The organism is Atlantibacter subterraneus (assembly GCF_007570865.1).
Taxonomy (GTDB): Bacteria; Pseudomonadota; Gammaproteobacteria; order Enterobacterales; family Enterobacteriaceae; genus Atlantibacter; species Atlantibacter subterraneus.
The window spans coordinates 44546-67061 of the sequence record NZ_VLPS01000009.1 but is presented as its reverse complement, the minus strand read 5'-3'; the positions used below and the strand labels follow the sequence as shown (position 1 = coordinate 67061).

The following is a 22516-nucleotide window of genomic DNA, read 5'->3' as shown; positions in this document are numbered from 1 at the left end:
GAAATGACCATGCGGAAAAATAAAATCGTGCTGTTATCAGCACTGGTCGCCTGCGCCTTGTTGGCAGGCTGTAATGATGAAAAAAAGGATTCAGTCACCATCGAATTTATGCACTCCTCCGTTGAGCAGGAGCGCCAGGCCGTGATTGGCAAACTGATCGAACGCTTCGAACAGGAGAATCCGGGCATTACGGTTAAACAAGTCCCCGTAGAAGAAGACGCCTACAACACCAAGGTGACCACCCTGGCGCGCTCCGGGGCCTTGCCGGAAATCATCGAGATCAGTCACGACTACGCCAAAGTCATGGATAAAGAGCAACTGCTCGATCGGGAGGCGATTCAGGGGGTGATTACTACCCTGGGCGATAGCGCTTTTTACGATGGCGTGCTGCGTATTGTGCGTACCGAGGACGCCAAAGCCTGGACCGGGGTTCCGATCAGCGCCTGGATTCAGGGTATCTGGTACAAAAAATCGGCCTTAGCCAACGCTGGGCTCCAGCCGCCGCGCGACTGGGATTCGCTGCTGGCTGCCGCGGGCGCGTTAAACGATCCGGCGCATAAAAAATACGGTATCGCACTGCCGACGGCGGAAAGCGTCATGACCGAACAGGCGTTTTCCCAGTTTGCGCTGTCGAATAACGCCAATGTGTTTGACGCCAGCGGCGCGGTGACCATCGATACGCCACAAATGGCCCAGGCGCTGACGTTCTATCAGGCGCTGGCTAAAGACACCATGCCGGGTTCCAACAACGTTATGGAAATCAAAGATGCCTTTATGAACGGCGCAGCGCCGATGGCGATCTACTCAACGTATATCCTGCCCGCCGTTTACAGCGAAGGCGACCCGCAGGATCTGGGATTTGTGGTGCCAAATCAGAAGTCGCCAGCGGTGTACGGGATGATCACCTCATTAACCCTGACGGCAGGTCAGACCGAAGCCGAAACCGATGCAGCGAAAAAGTTCGTGGTGTTTATGGAGCAGGCACAAAACGCGGCGGACTGGGTGCTGATGTCGCCAGGCGCGGCGCTGCCGGTGATCCGCGCCGTATCGGATACCCCCTCCTATAAAGACAATCCGGTGATCAAAGCCTTTGGCGAGTTGCCCGCCCAGCTTATCGCCCAGTATCCCAACGTGCAGGTTTTTGGTTCGGTCGGCGATAAAAACTTTACCCGCATGGGCGATATCACTGGCTCCGGCGCGCTGAATGCCATGGTGAATAACGTGACGGTCGGCAACAAGGACGTTAACGCCACGCTGGCCCAGAGCCAAACGCGCATCGCCGAGCTGGCTGCGCAGTAATGTCAACGCAGGGAAGGGTGTTATGAAGGTATTTTCTGGTCGTTCAGATTTGCCATTTGCCCTGATGCTGCTGGCCCCCAGCCTGGTGTTGCTGGGGGGCCTGGTAGCGTGGCCGATGCTCTCGAACGTCGAAATCAGTTTTTTGCGCCTGCCGCTGAATCCGCGCATTGCCGCGCATTTTGTCGGGCTGGCGAACTATGCGGGCATCCTTGGCGATCCCGGTTTCTGGCACGCATTGTGGACCACCTTCTGGTACACCGCGCTGGTGGTGATTGGGAGTTCTGGCTTAGGGCTGGCGGTAGCGCTGTTTTTCAACCGCGAATTTCGCTTTCGCAAAACCGCGCGTTCGCTGGTGATCCTCTCTTACGTCACGCCGTCGATCTCGCTGGTATTCGCCTGGAAGTACATGTTCAACAACGGCTACGGGTTGGTGAACTACCTCGGTGTGGATGTTCTGCATCTGTATGACAAAGCCCCGCTGTGGTTCGACAACCCCGGCAGCAGCTTTGTGCTGGTGGTGCTGTTCGCCATCTGGCGCTATTTCCCTTATGCGTTTATTTCGTTTCTGGCGATTTTGCAGACTATCGACAAATCGCTGTACGAAGCGGCGGAAATGGATGGTGCGAACGCCTGGCAGCGGTTTCGCATCGTCACGCTGCCGGCGATTATGCCGGTGCTGGCGACGGTGATCACGCTGCGCACGATCTGGATGTTTTACATGTTCGCCGACGTCTGGCTGCTGACCACCAAAGTCGACATCCTCGGCGTCTATCTCTACAAAACGGCGTTTGCATTTAACGACTTAGGCAAAGCATCGGCGATTTCCGTGGTGCTGTTCGCCATTGTGTTCGCCGTGATCCTGATTTCCAGAAAACGGGTGAATCTCCATGGCAACAAATAAACGCCTTGCGCCGCGCATCGGGTTTTATATCGGGCTGGTGCTGTTTCTTGGCATCACGCTGTTTCCCTTTTTTGTGATGCTGATGACCTCGTTCAAAAGCTCAAAAGAGGCGATTTCGCTGCATCCGACGCTGCTGCCGCAGCACTGGACGCTTCAGCACTACCTCGACATTTTTAATCCGACCATTTTTCCGTTCGTCACCTATTTCCAGAACAGCCTGGTGGTGTCGCTGGTGTCGTCCGGGCTGGCGGTGGTGATTGGCATCCTCGGTGCCTACGCCCTGTCCAAACTGCGCTTTAAAGGGCGGATGGCGGTCAATGCCAGCTTTTACACCGTGTATATGTTTTCCGGGATTTTACTGGTGGTACCGCTGTTCAAAATCATCACCGCTCTCGGGGTTTACGACACGGAGATGGCGCTGATTATCACGATGGTGACGCAAACCCTGCCGACGGCGGTGTTTATGCTGAAAAGCTACTTCGACACGCTGCCGGACGAGATTGAAGAGGCGGCCATGATGGATGGTCTGAACCGGCTGCAAATCATCTTCTATATCACCGTTCCGCTGGCGATTTCCGGGCTGATCTCGGTGTTTGTCTACTGCTTTATGGTGGCGTGGAACGACTTTCTGTTCGCCTCGATTTTTCTCTCCAGCGCCAGCAACTTCACGCTTCCCGTTGGGCTGAACGCGCTGTTCAGCACCCCTGACTATATCTGGGGCCGCATGATGGCGGCATCGCTGGTGACCGCACTGCCGGTGGTGGTGATGTACGCGCTTTCCGAACGTTTTATTAAAAGTGGGTTAACCGCGGGCGGCGTTAAAGGCTAACCGCAATTTATATACAGGGATTTTTAATGAAAAAGCTTATCGCATCTGAGCCGCGCGTGGCGGCGCTTGTGGAGTATCAGGATCGTCCTGTGGCGGCCAATGAAGTCAAAATCAAGGTGCTGTTCGGTGCGCCGAAGCACGGCACCGAAGTGGTGGACTTCCGCGCCGCCAGCCCGTTTATTGATGAAGACTTCAATCCGGAATGGCAGATGTTTATGCCGCGCCCGGAAGGTGCCCCGCGCGGGATCCAGTTCGGTCAGTTTCAGCTCGGCAATATGGTGGTGGGCGACATTATTGAGATCGGTTCCGACGTCAGCGCAGTGAAGCTGGGCGATCGCGTCTGCACCTATGGGCCGCTCCAGGAAACCGTCATCGTTAATGCGGTGAACAACTATAAACTGCGCAAAATGCCGAAAGGCGCAAGCTGGAAAAACGCGGTCTGCTACGATCCGGCGCAGTTCGCCATGAGCGGCGTGCGCGACGCCAACGTGCGGGTTGGGGATTATGTCGTTGTGGTTGGCCTGGGGGCGGTGGGGCAAATTGCGCTGCAACTCGCTAAAAAAGCGGGCGCGGCGATTGTCATTGGCATCGATCCTATCGCGCATCGTTGTGATATTGCCCGCCGTCACGGCGCGGATTTTTGTCTCAACCCGCTGGAATGCGACGTGGGTCTGGAGCTAAAACGGCTGACGGGCAAGCAGGGCGTGGACAGCATTATTGAATCCAGCGGCTATGCGGATGCCTTGCAAAGCGCGCTGCGCGGCCTGGCTTACGGCGGCACTATCTCTTATATCGCATTCGCCAAACCCTTCCCGGCAGGGTTCAACCTGGGCCGCGAGGCGCATTTCAACAATGCCAAAATCGTCTTCTCCCGTGCGTCCAGTGAACCTAACCCGGACTATCCGCGCTGGAATCGTAAACGCATCGAAGAGACCTGCTGGGAATTACTGATGAACGGTTATCTCAACTGTGAAGACCTAATCGACCCGGTGGTGACGTTCTCCAGCAGCGCCGAAGGCTATATGAAGTACGTCGACCGCCAGCCGGAACTGAGCATCAAAATGGGCGTCACGTTTTAAATTACACGGAGGTAAGAAATGAAAATCGCAACGCAGAATCAGGCTTTTTTCCCGCAGGATATCATGGAAAAATTCCGCTATATCAAGGCAATGGGTTTTGACGGCTTTGAAATCGACGGCAAGCTGCTGGTAGATAACCTGGCACAGGTAAAAGCGGCTATCCATGAGACCGGGCTACCGGTGGTCACCGCCTGCGGCGGCTATGACGGCTGGATTGGTGACTTCATCGAAGAGCGCCGCCTGAACGGCATCGCACAGATCGCCCGTATTCTCGAGGCGCTGGCGGAAGTGGGTGGCAAGGGGATTATCGTTCCCGCCGCCTGGGGCATGTTTACTTACCGTCTCCCGCCGATGACTTCGCCGCGCAGCGTCGAGGGCGATCGCAAAGCGGTCAGCGACTCGCTGCGCCAGCTCGATGCGGTGGCGCGCCGCACAGGCACTATAATTTTCCTTGAGCCGCTGAATCGCTATCAGGATCACATGATCAATACCCTCGCCGAGGCGCGTCGCTATATCGACGAAGGCGGGTATCGCAACGTGCAGATTATCGGCGACTTCTACCATATGAATATTGAAGAGGACGACCTGAGCGCGGCGCTGACTTCCCACCGCGACCTGCTCGGGCACGTACACCTTGCTGATAATCATCGCTACCAGCCGGGTAGCGGCTGCATCGATTTCAAGAAGCATTTTGATACGTTGCGCGCCAACGATTATGACGGGTGGGTCGTATACGAGTGCCGCGTCCGCGCCGACGATCCTGCCGCCGCCTACCGCCAGTCACTCGCTTTCTTACGGTCATGCTAAGGGGCGTAGCACTATGAGCGGTAGCGAGACGACATTGCGCGTTGCCATTATCGGCGCGGGTAATATTGCCGAAAGGGTTCACGCATCGTTTTATCACGCCAGCCCGGATACCGAGCTGGTGGGCGTGTGCGATAACCGGCCAGAACAGGCGCAGACGTTTGCCAATAAGTACGGCTGTGCGGCGTTTGATGATGTGGACACCATGCTGTCGACGCTGCGTCCGGATGTGGTCAGCGTCTGTTCGCCCAACCGGTTTCATTATCAGCATGTGCTGGCCGCGCTGGCGGCGGGCTGCCATGTGATGTGCGAGAAACCACCGGCGATGACGCCGCAGGAGGCGGACGACATGCGGCAGGCGGCGCGCAAAGCCGGTCGGCTGCTGGCTTACGATTTCCACCATCGTTTCGCCCTCGACGTCCAGTTGCTGCGCGAGCAGGTCGCGGCGGGCACGCTGGGCGAGGTGTACGTCACCAACGCCCGGGCGCTGCGCCGCTGCGGCGTCCCTGGCTGGGGCGTGTTCACCAATAAAGCGCTCCAGGGCGGCGGGCCGCTGATCGACATCGGTATTCATATGCTGGATGCCGCCCTGTTTGTGCTGGGATTCCCGGCGGTGAAGTGCGTGACCGCCCACAGTTTCCAGAAACTGGGCACCACCAAAAACAGTGGTCAGTTCGGCGCGTGGGATCCGGCGAGTTATACCGTTGAGGACGCGCTGTTCGCCACGCTCGAATTCCACAACGGCGGCATTCTGCGCCTCGAAACCTCGTTCGCGCTGAATATCCCTGAACAGAGCATCATGAACGTCCAGTTCTGCGGGGATAAAGCCGGCGGCACGCTGTTCCCGGCGCATATTTACCACGATGAAGCCGGAGAGCTGGTTACCCTGATGCAGCGAGACGCGGCGGATGATCTGCGACATTTTCGTTCAATGACCGCGTTTGTTGATGCGGTGAAAGGCAGCCCGGTAGCGCTGGCCGATGCCGAACAGGGCTATCAGATCCAGCGGCTGGTGCAGGCGATTTATGACGCCGCCGAGCAGGGAGTCACCGTCGCCTTATGAAACCCATGACCACGCTGAATGAACCGCGCTTCGACCCGCATTGCCTGAACAAATATGCCACGCTGATGGCGGCGGGCAATGGCTACCTGGGCATCCGCGCCACCCATGAAGAGAGTTACAGCCAACAAAACCGCGGTATGTACCTCGCGGGCTTGTACCACCGCGCGGGGGAGCGGGACGTAACCGAACTGATTAATTTGCCCGACGTGGTGGGCATGGAAATTGAAATCGACGGGGCTATTTTTAGCCTGCTCTCCGGGGAAATCCTCGACTGGCGGCGCGAACTGTCATTTTCCAGCGGCGAAGTGGCGCGCGATGTGCTGTGGCGCGCCCCGAACGGGCGGCGCTACCGCATCGAAAGCCGCCGCTTTCTTTCCGCGGCTCAAAAATCGCTGTTTGCGATGCGCCTTTCAATCACCCCGCTGGACGGCGCGGCGCAGGTAAAACTGACCACCGGCATTGACGCGACCCAGACCAACAGCGGGCGGCAGCATCTGGATGATATTTCACTGCGGGTCTATGACGAGCGCTTCCTGCAGGGGATTTATCGCGTGCAGGGTAGCCAGATTGATGTGAGTATCGGTTGCCACTGCGCGGTGACCCATGCGGTTAATCGCCTCAGCGCCGTAAACCGCAAGTTGATGCAGCATTCCACAGCGCTTGTCGCCCAGGGCGCTACGCTGTGTTGTGAAAAAGTCTGCTGGATTGCAGGCAACCCCGACGCCACCCCGGACGGCCTTGAGGCGCAGAGCCTGGCGGCGCTTAAAGCGGCGGCGGACATGGGCTATGAGGCGCTGCTGACTGCATCGCGCCAGGCCATGGTGCAGTGGTGGCGGCAAAGCCGGGTGGAGCTGGATTGCGATAATGTGCAGGACCAGCAGGCGCTGGACTTTGCCCTTTATCACCTGCATGCCATGACGCCGGAGCATGACGACCGCGCCAGCATCGCGGCGAAGGGGCTCACCGGCGAGGGGTACAAGGGGCACGTGTTCTGGGATACCGAGGTATTTTTACTGCCTTTTTATCTCTATACCCATCCTGAAACCGCGCGTCAGCTGCTGCGCTATCGCTGGCATAATCTGCCCGGCGCGCAGCAAAAAGCCCGGCGTAATGGCTATCAGGGCGCGCTGTTTCCGTGGGAAAGCGCCCGCACGGGTGAAGAAGAGACGCCGGAGTTCGCCGCCATCAACATTCGTACCGGCCAGCGCCAGCGCGTCGCGTCAGCCCTGGCAGAGCATCATCTGGTGGCAGACATCGGCTGGGCCGTTATGCGCTATGTGGATATTACCGGCGACGATGCGTTTTTGCAGGAGGAGGGCGGCGAACTGTTATATCAAACGGCCTGCTTCTGGATTAGCCGGACTACCGAGGTGGAGGGGCATCTGGAAATCCACGATGTCATCGGTCCTGATGAATATACCGAGCACGTCAACAACAACGCCTTCACTAATTATATGGCGCTCTACAATGTGGCAAGTGCGCTAAAGCATTGCCCGACAGCGCTGCTGGCGGCGGATTTTAAGGCTAACGCGGAGGATTTTATCGCCCGCTTGCGGCTGCCAGTGCCCGATATGCGCCACGTGCTGCCACAGGATGACAGCTTTTTTAGCAAGCCTTTTATCGACTTAAGCCGCTATCAGGCGCACGCAGGCAAGCAAACGATTCTACTGGATTACTCGCGCGCTGAAGTTAACGAGATGCAGATCCTCAAGCAAGCCGACGTGGTGATGCTGTTCTATCTCCAGCCGGGGCTGTTTACGCCGGAAACCCAGCAGGCCAGCCTGGCGTGGTATCTGCCGCGCACTATTCATGACTCTTCGCTCAGCAAGACAATCCACGGCATCGTGGCGGCGCGCTGTCACGATCCGCAGACCGCGTACCGCTTCTGGCGAGAAGGGAGCCAGATCGATCTGGGTGACGATCCGCACAGCAGTGATGACGGTTTGCATGCTGCCGCAACGGGCGCAATCTGGCTCGGTGTGATTGAGGGCTTCGCCGGGGTAAGCGTCGAGCAAGGGCTGTGCGTGGCACCGCGCCTGCCGGAGGGCTGGCGGCGGCTGCGTTTCCCGCTGTGCTATCAGGGCATCCGCCTGACGCTGGAACTCACGCCGACGCATCTGACGATGACCACCTCCGCGCCGTTAACCTTCAGGCTGTATGGACGTTGCGTATCCTTTAGCGGCCAGGGAAGCTGGGCGTATCAGGATTTTATTTAACTCAGGATGGGAGCGCTCCCGGGAAGGGATCATGTTACAGGCACTGATATTTGATTTAGACGGCGTTATCACGGATACCGCGCATTTGCACTTTATCGCGTGGCGGTCGGTAGCAGCGGAGTTGGGCATCCAGATAGATGAAGAGGTGAATCAGTCGCTAAAAGGCATCAGCCGGATGGCGTCGCTGGAGCGTATTTTACAGGTGGGCGGTAAAACAGAGTTATTCAGCGAAACGGAGAAACTGGCAATAGCGGCGCGCAAAAACGAGCGCTATGTCGAATTGCTCAGTTCGCTGGGGCCCGAGTCGATACTGCCCGGCATTGCGCCCTTACTTGACGAACTCAAATCGCGGGGCATTGGAATTGGTCTGGCGTCTGCATCCTTAAACGCGCCGGGCATTCTTCAGGCACTGGGGCTGGCGGCATTGTTTGACTACTGCGCCGATGCCAGCTGCATTGCCCACTCCAAACCCGATCCGGAAATTTTTCTCGCAGCCTGCGCCGGACTGGGCGCTACGCCGCAACGCTGCATCGGGGTGGAGGACGCTCAGGCCGGGATCGCGGCGATTAACGCCAGCGGCATGGTGTCGATTGGTATCGGGGCCACGCTCACCGATGCGAATTTACGGCTTAACAGCACGGAAGAACTCACCTGGCGGCGGATTGCCGGGCTTATGGACCTCACAGATACGGCGACGTCTGTTCGCCGCTAAGGGATTGATATGGCACAACTCTCCTTACAACACCTTCAGAAGGTTTATGACGATAACGTTCACGTCGTCAAGGATTTCACCCTCGAGATTGCCGACAAGGAATTTATTGTCTTCGTCGGCCCGTCAGGCTGCGGTAAATCCACCACGCTGCGCATGATCGCCGGGCTGGAGGAGATCACCCACGGCGAACTCTATATCGGCGGGGTAAGAATGAACGACGTTCCTGCTAAATCGCGCGATATCGCCATGGTGTTCCAGAACTACGCGCTCTATCCCCATATGAGCGTGTACGACAATATGGCGTTTGGGCTGAAAATGCAGAAAATCGCCCCGGCGGTGATTAGTGAAAGGGTGGAATGGGCGGCGCAGATCCTCGGCCTGAAAGAGTACCTCAAGCGCAAGCCGGGCGCGCTGTCCGGCGGGCAGCGCCAGCGGGTGGCGCTCGGCAGGGCGATTGTCCGGGAAGCAGGGGTATTTTTGATGGACGAACCCCTGTCGAATCTGGACGCCAAACTGCGGGTGCAGATGCGCGCCGAGATCGGCAAGCTGCATCAAAAGCTCAATACCACCATGATTTACGTCACCCACGATCAGACCGAAGCCATGACCATGGCGACGCGGATTGTGATCCTCAAAGACGGCATTATTCAGCAGGTGGGTGCGCCGAAAACGGTTTATAACCATCCGGCCAATATGTTTGTCGCAGGTTTTATCGGTTCACCGGCGATGAATTTTGTCCGTGGGGCGTTCGACGGCAGCCATTTTGTCACCGAAACCCTGAAGCTGGCGCTACCGGAAGAAAAACTCGAGAAACTTAATGCCGGGGGATATCACCGCAAGCCGATCATCATGGGTATCCGTCCGGAAGATATTTCCCCCCGGGCACAGCCCCATAATAGCGTCGATGCGCATATTAGCGTGGCGGAATTAACCGGGGCGGAATTTATGCTTTATACCACCGTCGGTGCGCATGAGTTCGTGGTTCGCGCCAGCGCGGACGGGCACTATTACGCCGGGCAAACGCTGCCTATTCATTTTGATATGACTAAATCCCATTTCTTTAATAGCGAGACGGAACACGCCATCGATTAACGACCGCAAAGGCAGGCGTGCGCCTTGCCTTTGCATAACCTCTGAAGTACCTACAAATGAAGGAACGAAAATATGAATGCCATAATTCGGACGCTGCTACTGTTGCCTGTTGCCGGCGCAATGTGTGCTCAGGCGCAGGAAACACCGCAAAATAGCTGGAAATACAGCGTCGGCGCGATGTACGAAATTGAAAACGTCGAAGGCCAGGCGGAAGATATGGACGGGCTGTATGAACCCTCCGTATATTTCAACGCTGCTTATGGCCCCTGGAGTATTAATCTGGTGATGTATCAGGAAGGCCCGGTTGATTACAGTTCAATGACGCGCGGCACTTATTTCAACCGCCCGGAATTTAATCTGCGTTATCAGTTAATTGAAAACGACGATTTCTCGCTGGGTTTAACCGGCGGCGTGCGTAATTACGGTTACCATTTTAAAAACGAGGATGGTTCGCCTGCCGGTACCGCCAATAGCCAGCGCTGGAAAATTCAGCCGGACTGGAATGTGAAAATTAATCAGGATCTGGCGTTTGAAGGGTGGCTGGCCTGGTATCGCTTCGTCAACGATCTCAATAAAACCGGTTATTCAGATAGCCGCGTCGAAACGGAAACCGGTTTGAATTATCACTTTAATGAGACGTTCTCGGTTCAGGCGCACTATTATCTTGAGCGCGGCTATAACACGGAGAGCGGCAATAAGCAGGGCGAGTTTTCCACTAACGAGGCGCGTATCTATTTCCCTATCGCGCTGGGGAATAATACCTTTACGCCTTATACCCGCTTAACCATCGATCGCTGGAGTAACTGGGACTGGCAGGATGACGGTTCCGATTCGGAAGATCATGATTACAACCGTCTGGGCCTGCTGTACGCCCATGATTTCGAGAACGGTTTATCAATGACGCTGGAATATGCCTACGAATGGCAGACGCATCGCGAAAACGATACCCATGATATTTTCCACTATGCAGGTATAGGCGTGAATTACGCCTTTTAACGATCCTTCCTTAACGTTCGTTATATCCCATTGGGCGCAGGCTGACGCACCTGCGCTCAGAACGCTATCCTGGAATCGACCCGGTAATTACATTTTCTGTGGCAAGTAATATTGATGCCGGGGTTGGCTTATTCGCAATACGATCGAACAATAACGCGCTACTGGTCTCCCCGAGCGCCTGAATGGGCACTTCAATGCCGCTCGGCGGCGGCGTCAGCATAAACGATAATATGGCATCGCTATAGCCGATCACCGCCAGCTGCTGCGGAATAGCTATGTTCAGACGCGCCGCCACGCGATACAAGCTCATTAACTTCAGACTGTCGGTAGCGAAAATGGCCTCGGGAAGTGGAGAGCAGGTTAATAATTTTTCCGCCGCCTCGAGCGCACTCTGTTGGGTATAACCGCCGTCAACCATCAGCGCGGCATCGACCGAGAGCCCGTTGCGCATTAACGCCGTTTTACATCCCTCAAGCCGGTCGAGTGATACATAATAATCGAGCGGTGCATGCAAACAGGCGATGCGCTGAAAACCCCGGTCAATCAGGGTTTGCGTTAACGCGATGCTATCCTGATAATTATCGGTATCCACGGACACGATGTTTTGATAACAGCCCTTTAGCCCACCGATAACCACCACCGGAATATTATATTGGTCCAGCTCCGCAAAGAAGTGCTCATTTACCGGTGAACTGAGCATAACAATGCCTTTAACCATTTTTTGTTTTATTTTGGTCAGGCACTTTTCTAAATCTTCAGCGCTATTCTTTGAAGTTTGTAATATCACATCAAAGCCTTCATGCTCCGCCCGCGCGATAATGGCATGGAGAACTTCGGAAAAAAAAGGATTGCCGGAGGTGGTTTTGGTAGAACGGGTAGAAATAACCATAATGGCGTCAAAACCGGATGACGTCAGGGCGCGCGCCAGTTTATTCGGCTGGTAATTTAATTCTTCTATGGCCTTTAAAACCCGCTCACGGGCATCATCAGAAATATTGGTTTGCTTATTGAGAACTCGCGAAACGGTAGATTTAGATACTTTTGCAACCCGCGCGATATCATAAATTGTCGGCGACATCAGTCTGCAAACTCCCTTTTGAAACAGAATAGCGATGTTACTCCAGGCATCAGGGTGTGTCTATTTTAACCATGCAGCCAATAAAAAAGCACGCCGCGGGGGGCGTGCTGTTAAAGGCAACTGAGGTTAATCGTCTTCGTCGTCGTCCAGTTCAACCGGGGTTTGGTAGTCGTCCGGTTTAATCGCCAGCAAATCACAGCGCAAATGGTCGATAACCTGTTCCGCCGTATTGCCTAAAAACGCAGCGGACAGGCCGGTGCGGCCCACGGTACCCAGTACCACAATCCCGGCCTGCAAATGCTCGGCGAGATCGGGGATCACTTCTTCCGGCAGGCCTTTTTCGACGTGAGTCATGTTTTCGCCGATCGAGTATTTCTGGCGCAGCGCCTTCATGGCAATTAAATGCTGGCCGCGGATCGCGTCGTTATACACGCTGGGATCAAAATCGGGCAGTTCGATGGCGATGTTAATCGGCGTGGCGGGGAACGCGCCCACCAGGTGTACTTCGGTATGGTTGACCTGCTCGGCCAGATGCAGCGTCTCGCGCACCAGCTTGTCGTTCAGCGCGTTGTGGTAAATCTCTTCACTCGCCAGGTTCACCGCCACCAGCGCTTTGCCGCCTTCCGGCCACGGCTGGTCTTTCACCATCCACACCGGGCACGGGCATTTACGCAGCAGGTGCCAGTCGGTGGGGGTGAAGATCACGGATTCGAGTTTGTCGTGCTGGTGGGTCATTTTCAGCACCAAATCGTGCTTGCAGGTTTTCACTTCCTGGATGATGGCTTCAAAGGGGCGGTTATGCCACACCACTTTGATGTCAATCGGGATGCCCGATTCGATGTAGTGCTGAGCTTGTTCGCGTATCCATGCGGTTCGTTGGCTAATCACGCCCTGGCGCATCGCGGTGCGCTCATCGGGGGACAGCAGGGTGGTCATCTCATACGAGAAATCATAAATCGGCAGAAAGGCTTTGATTTTACCGCCAATGCGTTGATGCAAATACACCGCACGCCGCAGCGCGGGCTGATCGTCCTGGCCTGGGTCAATCACCACCAGCATGTTTTGATAATTTGCCATACAGGGTCTCCTTACAACTGCAAACCACAGTCTGTAAAGTAAGATTAACCCATAGAGATTGAATGAAACAGGGGAGAAGCAAACGCCGGATCAATAAATTAAAAAAATCTAACGATACGGCGTTTAAAAAAGTGCGGTTATGCGACGTTGCGCGAATGGCCTGCCAGCTGTGCCAGGGTGTCGCTGTTTTCGATGGTGATATATTTGCCTTTTACCGCCAGCATCCCGCTTTTCTGGAAACGACCCAGCAGACGGCTGATGGTTTCTACCGTCAGGCCGAGGTAGTTACCGATATCGCCACGGGTCATGGTCAGACGGAACTCACGCGGCGAGAAACCGCGTTGGGCAAAACGGCGCGACAGGTTATAGATAAACGCAGCCAGACGCTCTTCGGCATTTTTCTTGGACAGCAGCAGGATCATATCCTGGTCGCCTTTGATCTCACCGCTCATCAGACGCATCATCTGCTGACGCAGATTCGGCATTTTACCGGAAAGATCGTCTAAGGTTTCGAACGGGATTTCGCAGACCATGGATGTTTCCAGCGCCTGAGCGAAGCTCGGGTGATGACCAGAGCCAATGGCGTCAAAGCCGACTAAATCGCCCGCCAGGTGAAAACCGGTGATCTGCTCGTCACCCTGTTCGGTGATGGTGTAGCTCTTGATGGTACCGGAACGAATGGCATACAGCGACTTCAACTCATCACCCGCTTTAAACAGCGTCTGCCCTTTCTGAATCGGTTTTTTACGCTCGATAATGTTATCAAGCTGGTCGAGCTCGTGTTCGTTGAGGGTGAAAGGGATGCACAGTTGGCTGATGCTGCAATCCTGACAATGGATAGCACAACCGCCAGACTGAATGCGTCGAATAATTCGCTTTTCCGGGATCATAGGTCTGCTCAAGCCTTACATTGATATTGGTCAATTTTAACATCTTTTTGTTGAGCAGGTAAATCGACCGGAACAGCAAACCGATCACAAACACATGAAAAAAGTAGCACTTTTTTGCTATCCCCTTGATTACTGGGGATATTAAAAGTTCCGAAAAGAAAGTTTAATTAAATTAAAAGATAACCTTCGTGGCGCAGCAGCCACTCTTTACGGGTGACGCCGCCCGCATAGCCGGTTAATGCGCCGCTGCTGCCGATCACCCTATGGCAGGGCACCACAATGCTCACTGGATTGGAGCCGTTGGCTGCCCCCACCGCGCGCGCCGCGCCACTGCGGCCCAGCTGCGCGGCCAGTTGACCATAGGAGAGGATCTGCCCGCACGGGATGTCGCGCAGCGCTTTCCAGACTTCGCGCTGGAACGGCGTACCGGCCGTCGCGGTGGGCAGCGTGTCGATAACCGCCAGATCGCCGTCGAAATAGTCCTGTAATTTCCTGCTCAGCCCGCCGGGGTTGTGACTGGCGACGCGGCTATAGCCGCTGATGCGGTAGTGAATATTGAGTAGCTCAACCATTCTGTCGCTGTGTTCTTCCCATTCCACGGCCCGCAGCTGGAATTGCTCGTCGCACAATATCCACAGCGGCCCCAGCGGGGTGTCTATTTTATCTTCAAGAAGGTTTAGCATGATTATATTCACCAGATAAGGGATTGCGCCAACATAGCACGTTCCAGATATATTCGACATACCCCTTAACGAGAATGAATTGCGCCGCAGGGCACTTACCTTCTGGCAGTGAATAAAAGAAAAAGCAGGTGCTAATTATTTCCAGATAACGTTCTTTTTAAAAATAAAAAAAGAGCCTGCCGACATCAAACAGGCTCCACAGTACACAGCAGTGCGTCCGGGGCTTATTTCCTGCACTATTTCCTGTGTGCCAGGTTGAGTAAGGTATAGCAATGAAGAATTAAAATTAATAATTAATTTAAGTGATTAAATTCACAAAAATAACAGCGAAACGATTCGATGAATAAATATTGCTGCATTATTCGCCGCTCAAAAAATTACCACCGGTGAATAAAAGAGATATTTCCGGCAAATCCAAGCGAACTCCTAAAATAATACATAAGCACGTTTTGATAAGATTAATGACTATCTTGAGGCCCGCGGCAAGGGCGGCTATAGTGTCTGACCTGCAAGACATCCGGAGGCCCGCATATGAAACCTGACGATAAATCACTTTTTCTTGAGGCCATGGATGATGTTAAACCGCTGAAAAACGCCTCCTGCACCACCTGGCAAAAGCCGAAGCCTGCCCGTACCGTCGCGCCAGTAGACGTGCTGCAACTCGACAACTTTTTAACCACCGGTTATCTGGACATTGTGCCGCTGGATCAGCCGCTGGAATTTAAGCGTGAAGGAGTACAGCAGGGGGTGCTGGATAAACTGCGCCAGGGTAAATACCCGCAACAGGCGAACCTGAATCTGCTGCGTATGCCGGTGGAGCAGTGCCGACAAAAGCTGTTTGCCTTTATCCATCAGGCAAAACAGCAGGGGCTGCGTAACGTGCTGATCGTCCACGGCAAAGGGCGGGAAGAGAAATCCCACGCCAACATTGTGCGCAGCTATCTGGCGCGCTGGTTAGGGGAGTTCGAAGAGGTGCAGGCGTTTTGTAGCGCGCTGCCCCATCACGGCGGCAGCGGAGCCTGTTATGTGGCGCTGAAAAAATCGGATGCCCAGCGGCTGGATAACTGGGAGCGTCACGCCAAACGCAGCCGCTGAGCAGGAACTAGCGGCGGGATTTGACAATCTGATAGCGCCGGGTGAAGTACTCCACCGGCGCACTCCACATATGCACCAGCCGGGTAAAGGGGAACAGCAGGAATAGCGTCATGCCCAGCACCAGATGTACCCGGTAAACGAACGCCACCCCGTCAAGATAAGTTGCCGCGCCGCCCTGGAATGTCACCACCGCCTGCGCCCAGTCCACCAGCTTGAGCATTTCGCTGCCGTCCATAAACTGCGCCGAAAACGGGATGGTCAGCAGGCCCAGCGCGCACTGGATCATCAGCAGGGCGAGGATCAGAATATCCGCATTACTGGAGCTGGCCCGCACGCGCGGGTTGAAAATCCGCCGGTACAGCAGCATCAATCCGCCTACCAGCGTCAGCACCCCGCAAATCCCGCCAAGCCACATCGCCATCAGCTGTTTGGTCGCCATCGGCAAAAACCACGCGTACATCCAGTGCGGGGTCAGCATTCCGAAGAAATGGCCAAACAGCACGCCGATAATCCCGATATGAAACAGGTTGGACGCCAGCGTCATGCCTTTTTTATCCAGCATCTGGCTGGAGCCGGCACGCCAGGTGTACTGCCCGTAGTCGTAGCGCAGCCAGCTGCCGAGGATAAACACCGTTCCGCACAGGTACGGGTAGATGTCATAAAAGAAGAAGTTCAGATAGTTGATCATTTGGGACCTCCGGCACTGATATCCAGATACTGAGGCGTGACGTTGTCACTAAAACGCCGCTGATGCTGCTGTTGCGGTGATGCATCGGTGCTACAACCCTGGTCGTCGATAAACTTCACCTGCTCCTCTTCCCAGATGGCGTCCAGCGCCTGCGGCGTATCATCGCGTGCTTCTTTGGTGACCTGAGAGGCGACGCTGTCGCTGCGGTACTGGCTACCGGCAATCGCCAGCAGGGCATCGAACAGCTGGCTGTACGGCGACTGACGCTGTTTCAGCCGCCCGCCCAGCAGCGCCAGGATTGGCGCCACATCGTTCAGCCCCTGAAGCGCGTCCTGTTCAGGCTGGATGCTGAGGTATTCGAGATACAGCGGCAGCCAGTCGGGCAGTTCGCGGCTGTCCAGTTGCAGGCCAGCTTTTTCATACTGCGCCATCAGGTCCACCATCGCCTGGCCGCGATCCCGCGACTCGGCGTGCACGTGCTCAAACAGCAGCAAAGAGGTGGCGCGGCCCCGGTCGAACAGCTCGCACCATTCCGCCTGCTTGTCGATAAGCGGGGCGGCAAAAAGCTGTTCCGCAAACGGCGTAACGCGCGGCGCGTCCTGCGCCACGGCGGCGCGCAGTTCGTCCGCCGCTTCCCACAGCTCTTCGTTGGGGTATTCGATCAGCAGGGCGATAATTTTTAAGCTTTGCATTATTCACCCTCCGCTTTGTCGCGCACTTCGGTGATGTTGATGGCGTCGATACGGCTGCTGTTGAACAGGTTAAATTTACTGTCTGAACCCTTACAGCCGTCGCCGAAGGTAAAGCCGCAGCCGTTGCGTTCCGGGAACGCGTCGCGGGCCATTTCCCGGTGGCTGGTGGGGATCACAAAGCGGTCCTCGTAGTTGGCGATTGCCAGATAGCGATACATCTCCTGCACCTGAGCTTCGCTGAGGCCCACTTCATCAATGGCGCGGGTATCGGTCACGCCTTCGACGGTTTGCGAACGCATATAATGACGCATCGCCATCATGCGCTTCAGGGCGCGCAAGACCGGGGCCGGATCGCCCGCGCTCAGCATATTCGCCAGATACTGCACCGGAATGCGCAGGCTTTCCACCGCCGGAAGTACCGAATCGGTGCGCGGCAGGCCGCCGGCATCCGCCACCGACTGGATCGGCGACAACGGCGGCACGTACCAGACCATCGGCAGGGTGCGGTATTCCGGGTGCAGCGGCAGCGCCAGCTTCCAGTCCATTGCCATTTTGTATACCGGGGATTTCTGCGCCGCGTCGATTACGTTAGCCGGAATGCCCTGTTTCAGCGCCTCTTCAATCACGTTTGGATCGTTAGGGTTCAGGAACACGTCGCACTGGCGCTCGTAAAGATCGGTTTGATGTTCGGTGCTGGCGGCCTCGAGGATGCGGTCGGCGTCGTACAGCACCACGCCGAGATAGCGGATGCGCCCGACGCAGGTTTCCGAGCACACCGTCGGCTGGCCGGATTCAATGCGCGGATAGCAGAGAATGCATTTCTCCGACTTGCCGCTCTTCCAGTTAAAGTAGATTTTCTTGTACGGGCAGCCGCTGATGCACAACCGCCAGCCGCGGCATTTGTCCTGGTCGATCAGCACGATGCCGTCTTCCTCGCGCTTATAAATCGCCCCGCTCGGGCAGGTCGCCACGCAGCTTGGGTTCAGGCAGTGCTCGCACAGGCGCGGCAGGTACATCATGAAAGTGTTTTCGAACTGGCCGTACATCTCGGTCTGCATGGCCTCGAAGTTCTTGTCCGCCTGGCGCTTGCTAAATTCGCCGCCCAGCAGCTCTTCCCAGTTCGGCCCCCATTCCACTTTTTCCATCCGTTTGCCGGTGAGTAACGAGCGCGGGCGGGCAGTGGGGACGTGTTTGCCTTCCGGCGCGTTATGCAGATGCTGATAATCGAAGGTAAACGGCTCGTAATAATCGTCGATAGACGGCAGTACCGGGTTGGCGAAGATCTTCGACATCACCCCCAGCTTGCCGCCGAGGCGCGGCACCAGCCGTCCGCTGATTTTGCGGATCCAGCCGCCTTCCCAGCGGTCCTGATCTTCCCAGTTTTTCGGATACCCGATGCCCGGTTTGGTTTCAACGTTATTAAACCAGGCGTATTCCATGCCTTCGCGCCCGGTCCAGACGTTTTTACAGGTCACTGAACAGGTGTGGCAGCCGATGCACTTATCCAGGTTCATCACCATACCGACTTGCGAACGTATTCTCATTTTGCCGCCTCCTGACGCTGGTTATTGCCTTCGTCATCCAGCCAGTCGATGTTGCGCATCTTGCGGATCAGGATGAATTCATCGCGGTTGGAACCCACTGTGCCGTAGTAGTTAAAGCTGTAGGCCAGCTGAGCGTAGCCGCCGATCATATGGGTCGGTTTCGGGCAGACGCGGGTCACCGAGTTGTGAATGCCGCCGCGCATACCGGTCACCTCCGAACCGGGGATATTCATCAGGCGCTCCTGGGCGTGATACATCATGGTCATGCCCGGCGGCACGCGCTGGCTGACCACCGCGCGGGCGGTAAGCGCGCCGTTGGCGTTAAAGGCTTCGATCCAGTCGTTATCGGCGATGCCCAACTCTCTGGCGTCGCTTTCGCTGATCCAGACAATCGGCCCGCCGCGCGACAGGGTAAGCATCAGCAGGTTTTCGCTGTAGGTGGAGTGGATGCCCCATTTCTGATGCGGCGTCAGGAAGTTAAGCGCTTTTTCCGGGAAACCGTTGGACGGCACATCGCGCATGGCGCTGACGCTGCGGGTATCTACCGGGGGACGGTAGGTCACCAGGCTTTCCCCGAAGGCGCGCATCCACAGATGGTCCTGATACAGCTGCTGGCGGCCCGACAGGGTGCGCCACGGGATCAGCTCATGGACGTTGGTGTAACCGGCGTTATAGGAGACGTGCTCGTCTTCCAGCCCGGACCAGGTGGGGCTGGAGATGATTTTGCGCGGCTGGGCCACGATGTCGCGAAAACGGATCTTCTCGTCCTCTTTCGGCAGCGCCAGATGATGATGTTCGCGTCCGGTGATTTTGCTCAGCGCTTCCCAGGCCTTCACCGCCACCTGGCCGTTGGTTTCCGGGGCCAGCGCCAGGATCACTTCCGAGGCGTCAATGGCGCTGTCGATTTTGGGCCGTCCGGCGGCGGGGCCGTCGGTTTTGCGGTAGTTGAGCTTACCGAGCAGTTCCACTTCGCTTTCGGTATTCCAGCTGATGCCTTTGCCGCCGTTGCCGAGTTTATCCATCAGCGGGCCGAGGGAGGTAAAGCGCTCCCAGGTGGCCGGATAATCGCGCTCCAGCACCATGATGTTCGGCGCGGTTTTGCCGGGGATCAGATCGCATTCGCCTTTACGCCAGTCGAGGATATCGAACGGCTGCGCCAGCTCCGCCGGGGAATCGTGCTGCAACGGCTGCAACACCACGTCGGTCTCTTTTCCCAGATGCCCGACGCACACCGCCGAAAACGCTTTGGCGATCCCTTTGTAAATCTCCCAGTCGCTTTTCGATTCCCAGGCCGGGTCCACGGCGGCAGAGAGCGGATGAATAAACGGATGCATATCCGAGGTATTCATATCGTCTTTTTCATACCAGGTGGCGGTAGGCAGCACGATATCCGAGAACAGACAGGTGCTGGACATGCGGAAGTCGAGGGTCACCAGCAGATCCAGCTTGCCTTCGATCGCGCCGCCTTGCCATTCCACCTCTTCCGGCTTCACGTCGTCGGTGCTGCCCAGATCCTCGCCCTGAATGCCGCTTTCGGTGCCCAGCAGGTAGCGCAGCATGTACTCGTGGCCTTTGCCGGACGAGCCCAGCAGATTGGAGCGCCAGATAAACATATTGCGCGGATGGTTCTGCCCGTTGTCCGGCTGCTCACAGGCGAAGCGTAAATCGCCGGATTTCAGTGACTGGACGGTATAGTCGATGGGCGACATCCCGGCCTCTTTGGCTCTGGCGGCAAGATGCAGCGGGTTAACCCCCAGCTGCGGCGCGGAGGGCAGCCAGCCCATGCGCTCGGCGCGCACGTTAAAGTCGATCAGATGGCCGGTAAATTTAGACGGGTCCGCCAGCGGCGAGAGCAGTTCCTGAGCGGTGAGTTTTTCATAGCGCCACTGGCTGGCGTGATTATAGAAAAACGAGGTGCTGTTCATCTGGCGCGGCGGGCGGTTCCAGTCGAGGGCGAACGCCAGCGGCAGCCAGCCGGTTTGCGGCCTTAATTTCTCCTGGCCGACGTAGTGCGCCCAGCCGCCGCCGGTCTGCCCGACGCAGCCGCAGAACACCAGAATATTGATCATCCCCCGGTAGTTCATGTCCATGTGATACCAGTGGTTGACCCCCGCGCCGAGAATAATCATCGAGCGACCGTGGGTTTTCAGCGCGGTATCGGCGAACTCGTGGGCAATCTGCTCGATATGCTGGCGCGGTACGCCGCAAATCTGCTCCGCCCAGGCCGGGGTGTAGGGCTTGATCTCACTGAAGTCGCTGGCGCAGTGTTCATCGTCCAGCCCGCGATCGAGGCCGTAATTCGCCAGGATCAGATCGTAAACGCTGACAACTCTGGCTGTGCTACCGTCCGCCAGGGCCAGGGTTTTCACCGGCAGCTTGTGCAGCACGATCGGGTCGCGTTTGACGTGGCGGAAGTGCGGATTTTCCTGACCGCCGAAGTAGGGGAATGCCACCTCGTCGATGGCGTCATGCCGCCCCAGCAGGCTCAGCTCCAGTTCGGTTTCCACGCCTGCCGCCAGGCTTTCCAGGTTCCATTTGCCCTGTTCGCCCCAGCGAAAGCCAATCGAACCGTTGGGCACCACTAACTCCCCGGCGCGGTTATAGGCCACGGTTTTCCATTCCGGATTGTTGGCCTCGCCCAAACCGTCCAGCAGATCGCTGGCGCGCAGCATCCGGCCCGGCGCAGAGTAACCCTCCGGGCGCGGCTCCAGCAGCACCAGCATCGGCATATCGGTATAGCGGCGGCAGTAGTTGATGAAGTAGTCGCCAGGGTTATCAAGATGGAACTGGCGCAAAATCACGTGGCCCATCGCCATCGCCAGCGCGCTGTCGGTGCCCTGTTTTGGGGCAAGCCACTGGTCGCACAGTTTGGCTACTTCCGAGTAGTCCGGGGTAATGGCGATGGTTTTGGTGCCTTTGTAGCGCACTTCGGTAAAAAAGTGCGCGTCCGGGCTGCGGGTCTGCGGCACGTTAGAGCCCCAGGCAATGATATAGCTGGAGTTGTACCAGTCGGCGGATTCCGGGACGTCGGTCTGCTCGCCCCAGGTCATCGGCGACGCGGGGGGTAAATCGCAGTACCAGTCGTAAAAGCTCAGGCAGGTGCCGCCGAGCAGCGACAGATAGCGGGTGCCCGCCGCGTAGGAAACCATCGACATCGCCGGGATCGGCGAAAATCCTGCTACCCGGTCCGGGCCATAGGTTTTGATGGTCCAGACGTTGGCGGCGGCAATCAGTTGATTCAGCTCCTGCCAGTTAGAGCGGATGAATCCGCCGCGCCCGCGCACTTTCTTGTAGCTCTGGGTTTTTTCCGGGTCGGCCATAATCGACGCCCAGGCTTCCACCGGGTCGCTGTTGTGGGTCAGCGCCTCGCGCCACAGTTCGATCAGACGTTTACGCACCAGCGGATACTTCAGCCGGTTGGCGCTGTACAGATACCAGGAATAGCTGGCTCCGCGCGGGCAGCCGCGCGGCTCGTGGTTGGGCAGATCGGGGCGGGTTCGCGGATAGTCGGTCTGCTGGGTTTCCCAGGTCACCAGGCCGTTCTTGACGTAAATTTTCCAGCTACAGGAGCCGGTACAGTTCACGCCGTGCGTGGAGCGCACCACCTTATCGTACTGCCAGCGCTGGCGATAACTGTCCTCCCAGTCGCGGTTGGTGTGCATCACCTGGCCGTGATCGTCGGCAAAGGTGTCGCCTTTGAGTTTGAAATAGCGGAATCGGTCGAGAAGTTTGCTCATTGCTTTCTCCTGACAGGAAGAAGGCTTCCTGAATTACACTG

General features: G+C 56.6%; 19 protein-coding genes. 11 read left to right on the top strand and 8 right to left on the bottom strand.

The window, feature by feature from the left end:
- Positions 1-9 precede the first annotated feature (9 nt).
- The 10 genes from FND52_RS17305 (at position 10) to FND52_RS17260 (ending at position 10991) form a co-directional block, all read left to right on the top strand.
- Entirely contained in the window at positions 10-1299 is a 1290-nt protein-coding gene (locus FND52_RS17305; protein WP_144132129.1) for an ABC transporter substrate-binding protein, read from the top strand.
- A 22-nt stretch (positions 1300-1321) separates the two neighbouring features.
- Positions 1322-2200: a carbohydrate ABC transporter permease gene (locus FND52_RS17300; RefSeq protein WP_125293394.1), complete on the top strand. Its 879-nt coding sequence runs from the start codon at positions 1322-1324 to the stop codon at positions 2198-2200.
- Positions 2187-3029 carry a carbohydrate ABC transporter permease gene (locus FND52_RS17295; RefSeq protein ID WP_125293393.1) on the top strand — a complete coding sequence of 281 codons (843 nt, stop codon included), beginning with the start codon at positions 2187-2189 and terminating at the stop codon, positions 3027-3029. The genes FND52_RS17300 and FND52_RS17295 overlap by 14 nt, the downstream gene beginning before the upstream one ends.
- A gap of 26 nt (positions 3030-3055) precedes the next feature.
- Positions 3056-4108 (top strand): D-guloside 3-dehydrogenase, encoded by a 1053-nt coding sequence (gene ycjQ, locus FND52_RS17290; RefSeq protein WP_144132127.1) that lies wholly within the window; start codon positions 3056-3058, stop codon positions 4106-4108.
- An 18-nt stretch (positions 4109-4126) separates the two neighbouring features.
- Entirely contained in the window at positions 4127-4915 is a 789-nt protein-coding gene (locus tag FND52_RS17285) for a sugar phosphate isomerase/epimerase family protein (protein WP_144132125.1), read from the top strand.
- Between the two features lie 13 nt (positions 4916-4928).
- Positions 4929-5975 (top strand): D-glucoside 3-dehydrogenase, encoded by a 1047-nt coding sequence (gene ycjS, locus FND52_RS17280; protein ID WP_144132123.1) that lies wholly within the window; start codon positions 4929-4931, stop codon positions 5973-5975.
- On the top strand, positions 5972-8191 hold the full coding sequence (locus tag FND52_RS17275; RefSeq protein ID WP_144132121.1) for a glycoside hydrolase family 65 protein: 2220 nt from the start codon (positions 5972-5974) through the stop codon (positions 8189-8191). Before ycjS ends, FND52_RS17275 begins: the two co-directional genes overlap by 4 nt.
- A 31-nt stretch (positions 8192-8222) precedes the next feature.
- Positions 8223-8903 (top strand): beta-phosphoglucomutase, encoded by a 681-nt coding sequence (gene pgmB, locus FND52_RS17270; RefSeq protein WP_425277914.1) that lies wholly within the window; start codon positions 8223-8225, stop codon positions 8901-8903.
- 9 nt (positions 8904-8912) lie between these two features.
- The gene (locus tag FND52_RS17265; RefSeq protein ID WP_144132119.1) at positions 8913-9995 is read left to right on the top strand and encodes an ABC transporter ATP-binding protein; all 1083 of its coding nucleotides are present in this window, start codon (positions 8913-8915) and stop codon (positions 9993-9995) included.
- A 72-nt stretch (positions 9996-10067) separates the two neighbouring features.
- The gene (locus FND52_RS17260; RefSeq protein ID WP_144132117.1) at positions 10068-10991 is read left to right on the top strand and encodes an OmpG family monomeric porin; all 924 of its coding nucleotides are present in this window, start codon (positions 10068-10070) and stop codon (positions 10989-10991) included.
- A gap of 64 nt (positions 10992-11055) precedes the next feature.
- On the opposite strand, the gene FND52_RS17255 is transcribed toward FND52_RS17260, so the two are convergent.
- From FND52_RS17255 to ogt, 4 genes are all read right to left on the bottom strand, one after another.
- Positions 11056-12069, bottom strand: coding sequence for a LacI family DNA-binding transcriptional regulator (locus FND52_RS17255; RefSeq protein WP_144132115.1), 1014 nt, complete (start codon positions 12067-12069; stop codon positions 11056-11058).
- 126 nt (positions 12070-12195) lie between these two features.
- Positions 12196-13146: a universal stress protein UspE gene (gene uspE, locus FND52_RS17250; RefSeq protein ID WP_125293385.1), complete on the bottom strand. Its 951-nt coding sequence runs from the start codon at positions 13144-13146 to the stop codon at positions 12196-12198.
- A 137-nt stretch (positions 13147-13283) separates the two neighbouring features.
- Positions 13284-14036, bottom strand: a complete 753-nt coding sequence (fnr, locus tag FND52_RS17245) for a fumarate/nitrate reduction transcriptional regulator Fnr (protein WP_125293384.1) — start codon at positions 14034-14036, stop codon at positions 13284-13286.
- 167 nt (positions 14037-14203) lie between these two features.
- Complete coding sequence (ogt, locus tag FND52_RS17240) at positions 14204-14719, bottom strand: methylated-DNA--[protein]-cysteine S-methyltransferase (RefSeq protein ID WP_125293383.1); 516 nt, start codon at positions 14717-14719, stop codon at positions 14204-14206.
- Between the two features lie 531 nt (positions 14720-15250).
- Between ogt and smrA the strand changes: the two genes are divergently transcribed.
- Positions 15251-15814 (top strand): DNA endonuclease SmrA, encoded by a 564-nt coding sequence (smrA, locus tag FND52_RS17235; RefSeq protein ID WP_144132113.1) that lies wholly within the window; start codon positions 15251-15253, stop codon positions 15812-15814.
- Positions 15815-15821: 7 nt separating this feature from the next.
- Here smrA and narI read toward each other — a convergent pair whose 3' ends face one another.
- From narI to FND52_RS17215, 4 genes are read right to left on the bottom strand one after another with little or no spacing between them, the layout of a single operon-like run.
- Positions 15822-16502: a respiratory nitrate reductase subunit gamma gene (gene narI / locus FND52_RS17230; RefSeq protein ID WP_125293381.1), complete on the bottom strand. Its 681-nt coding sequence runs from the start codon at positions 16500-16502 to the stop codon at positions 15822-15824.
- Positions 16499-17194, bottom strand: a complete 696-nt coding sequence (gene narJ / locus FND52_RS17225; protein WP_144132111.1) for a nitrate reductase molybdenum cofactor assembly chaperone — start codon at positions 17192-17194, stop codon at positions 16499-16501. Before narJ ends, narI begins: the two co-directional genes overlap by 4 nt.
- Complete coding sequence (gene narH, locus FND52_RS17220; RefSeq protein ID WP_125293379.1) at positions 17194-18738, bottom strand: nitrate reductase subunit beta; 1545 nt, start codon at positions 18736-18738, stop codon at positions 17194-17196. Before narH ends, narJ begins: the two co-directional genes overlap by 1 nt.
- Positions 18735-22475: a nitrate reductase subunit alpha gene (locus FND52_RS17215; protein ID WP_144132109.1), complete on the bottom strand. Its 3741-nt coding sequence runs from the start codon at positions 22473-22475 to the stop codon at positions 18735-18737. Before FND52_RS17215 ends, narH begins: the two co-directional genes overlap by 4 nt.
- Positions 22476-22516 lie beyond the last annotated feature (41 nt).